Annotated in this window: 1 protein-coding gene and 1 pseudogene; one reads left to right on the top strand and one right to left on the bottom strand. The window is 72.6% G+C overall.

The window, feature by feature from the left end:
- Positions 1 to 412 (bottom strand): annotated as a pseudogene (locus VI238_RS15300) (hypothetical protein); the annotation flags it as partial.
- Between the two features lie 116 nt (positions 413 to 528).
- Between VI238_RS15300 and glnE the strand changes: the two are divergent.
- Positions 529 to 3,203: bifunctional [glutamate--ammonia ligase]-adenylyl-L-tyrosine phosphorylase/[glutamate--ammonia-ligase] adenylyltransferase (gene glnE, locus VI238_RS15295; RefSeq protein ID WP_331652893.1), on the top strand; the 2,675-nt coding region annotated here is incomplete at its 3' end.

Here is a 3,203-nt window from a genome sequence, read left to right as displayed (position 1 = left end):
CACCGAGCAGCGCGTGCGACGCATCGACGTTCACGTAGTGCGCGAACAGGCGTGCGGCGGGGCCCGGTTCGGCGAGGAAGCGCAGGTCGGCGGGCAACAGCGGCATTTGCAACGCGCCGAGCTTCGCCGCGTTGGCGGCGTACAGCGCGACGAGCGCGAGCAGGGTGAGCCAGGTCGACAGCAGCAGGCGACGCGAGATCGCGAGCAGCAGCGCGAACGCGGCGAGTGCGGGCACCGCATTGAGCAGCAGCAGGCGCAGCACGGGCAGCGGTGCCGCGGCGCCGGCCAGGTCGATGCCGGGATCCAGGTGTGCGACGAGCAGCAGGAGCAGCAGCGCGCACCCGGCCAGGGCGGCGCCTTCGCGTTCGACGACGAGGCGCCCGCGAACGGCGGCAGCAGGGGAAGTATTCATCAGGGGCGAGACAATGCCATGCGCCGCGCCCGACGGGATTAACCGCGCGTTAGTCGCCCGGAAAGCCTCGCGGGTCAGGCTGGCCGTGCGCGCGAGGCTGCTGCCACAATGCGGGCATGCTCGAGCCGACCCGCTGGCCGCGTCCGATCGCGGCCTTCCTCAACGAACGCCTGTCGCGGCTGGAGGCGGCGTGCCGCGAGGCGAGCGTCCCCTTCCACGACGACGCCGGCGTCGACGACCACCTGTCGAGCGTGCTGCTCGCGAGCGATTTCGCCTACCAGACCTTGCTGCGCGACCCGCAACTGCTCGGGCCGGACTTCCTCCAGCTGATGAGCGATCCGCGCCATGCCGACGCGCGTGCAGGCGCGTTCAACGACGTGCACGACGCCGGCGAGCTGCGAGCGATGCTGCGCCGCTTCCGCGTGCGCGAAGCGTTGCGCCTGATCTGGCGCGACGTCACCGGCGCCGACGCGGTCGAGACGACGCTCGCGGGTGCGTCCGTGCTCGCCGAGAGCTGCCTCGAGGCCGCGCTGCGTGGCGCCGAGCGCCAGGTCGCCGCCCGCCACGGCGTCATCCGCGACGCCGACGCGCGGGTGCAGCGCATGGTCGTGCTCGGCCTCGGCAAGCTCGGCGGCGGCGAGCTCAACTTCTCGTCCGACATCGACCTCGTGTTCGCGTTCGCCGAACACGGCGAGAGCGACGGCGCGCGCGCGCTCGACGCGACCGCGTACTACACGCGCATCGGCCAGGCGCTCGTCGCCCTGCTCGCCGACCACAGCGTCGACGGCTACGTCTTCCGCGTCGACCTGCGCTTGCGGCCGTTCGGCAGTGCCGGCCGACTCGCGCTGTCGTTCACGGCGATGGAACAGTACTTCCAGCGCGAGGGACGCGATTGGGAGCGCTATGCGTGGATCAAGGCGCGTCCCGTCGCAGGCGATCGCGCCGGCGGCGCGCGCCTGCTCGAGTCGCTGCGCCCGTTCGTCTATCGCCGCTACCTCGACTACACGGCGTTCGCCGGGCTGCGCGAGATGAAGGCGCTCATCGACGCCGAGGTCGCGCGCAAGGATCTCGCCGATCACATCAAGCTCGGCCCTGGCGGCATCCGCGAGATCGAATTCATCGTCCAGCTCGTGCAGCTGATCCGCGGCGGGCGCGAGCCGACCCTGCGCGCGCGCGGACTGCTGCCCGCGCTGGCCGCGTGCGAGCAGCTCGGTTTCGTGCCGTCCGCGCGCGCGCAGCGACTGCGCGAGGCCTATCTGTTCCTGCGCCGGCTCGAGAACCGCGTGCAGATGTTCGCCGACCAGCAGACGCACGAAATCCCCGCCGAAGCCGACGTGCGCGAGCGGCTCGCGCTCGCGCTCGGCCGCAGCGGCTGGAGCGCGCTGGAGGCGGAGCTGCGCATGCACCGGGCCGCCGTCGCCGAAGAGTTCGCCGCGCTGATGGCCGTCGACGCGCGCAACGATGCGCAACAGGCGCAGGCGCGCTGGCCGGAGTTCTGGCGCGGCCTGCTCGCCGACGGCGTCGATGCGGCGGCGATCGCCGCGGCCGGCTTCGATCCGCCCGCCGATGTCGCGACCGAACTCGAAGCGCTGCTCGGCGGCGCTGCGCTGCGCACGATGTCGGCGCGCGCGCGTGAACGCCTCGATGCGGTGATGCCGGCGCTGTTCGCCGCCGCGTCCGCTCAGGAACAGCCGTCGCGCTGCCTCGTTCGCCTGCTCCGGCTCGTGCAGGCGACCTTGCGCCGCTCGGTCTACCTTGCGCTGCTCGAGGAGCAGCCGGCCGCGTTGCGCCGCCTCAGCGCGGTGTTCGCCGCGAGCGCCTTCCTTGCCGAGCGCGTGATCGCGCACCCGCTGCTGCTCGACGACCTGTTCGACGATCGCATCGACGGCGATGCGCCCGACGCGACGGTGATCCGCGACGAACTCGCGCGCCGGCTCGGCATGATCGCCGAGGCGGACCCCGAAGCGGAAATCGAGGCGATCCAGGAGCAGCGCCAGTCCGCACTGTTCCGCATCGGCCTCGCGTTCCTCGGCGGGCGCCTCGATGCGCGCAGCGCGGCGACCGCGCTCGCGGATGTCGCCGAAGCCGTGGTCGGTGCGGTACTGCGCGTCGCCGAACGCGACATGCAGGCCGCGCACGGACGCATCGGCGGCGCCGCCGGCGACGGCAGCGGCCTCATCGTCGTCGCCTACGGCAGCTTCGGCGGCCGCGAACTCGGTTTCGGATCGGACCTCGATCTCGTCTTCCTCTACGACGGCGCGCGCGCGCAGCGCGAATCCGACGGCGCCAAGCCGCTCGACGGCACGCGCTACTACGCGCGCTTCGCACAGCGCATCGTGCACCTGCTCGGCGCGCTCACGCGCGCGGGGCGGCTCTACGAAGTCGACGTGCGCCTGCGCCCCGACGGCAGCAAGGGCATGCTCGTGCAGAGCCTCGACGGCTACGCGGGCTACCAGCGCGAGCGCGCCTGGACGTGGGAACTGCAGGCGCTCGTGCGCGCGCGCGCGGTCGCGGGCGATGCCGGGCTCGCGCGACGCTACGCGGAGCTGCGCGCGGACCTGCTCGCGCAGCCGCGCGACGCGACGAAACTGCGCGAGGACGTCGTGTCGATGCGCGCGCGCTGGCGCGCGGAGCGCGATCGTTCGAGCAGCACGCAATTCGACCTCAAGCAAGGCCGCGGCGGCCACGTCGACGTCGAATTCGTGCTGCAGGGCCTCGTGCTGCAGCACGCGGCGATGCACCCGGCCTTGCTCGCGAACGGCAACAACGCGGCCCTCATCGAGGCATTGCG

It is taken from the genome of Dokdonella sp. (assembly GCF_036518555.1).
In the GTDB taxonomy this organism is placed as follows: Bacteria; Pseudomonadota; Gammaproteobacteria; order Xanthomonadales; family Rhodanobacteraceae; genus Dokdonella_A.
This window is presented reverse-complemented; position numbering and strand designations above follow the sequence as displayed.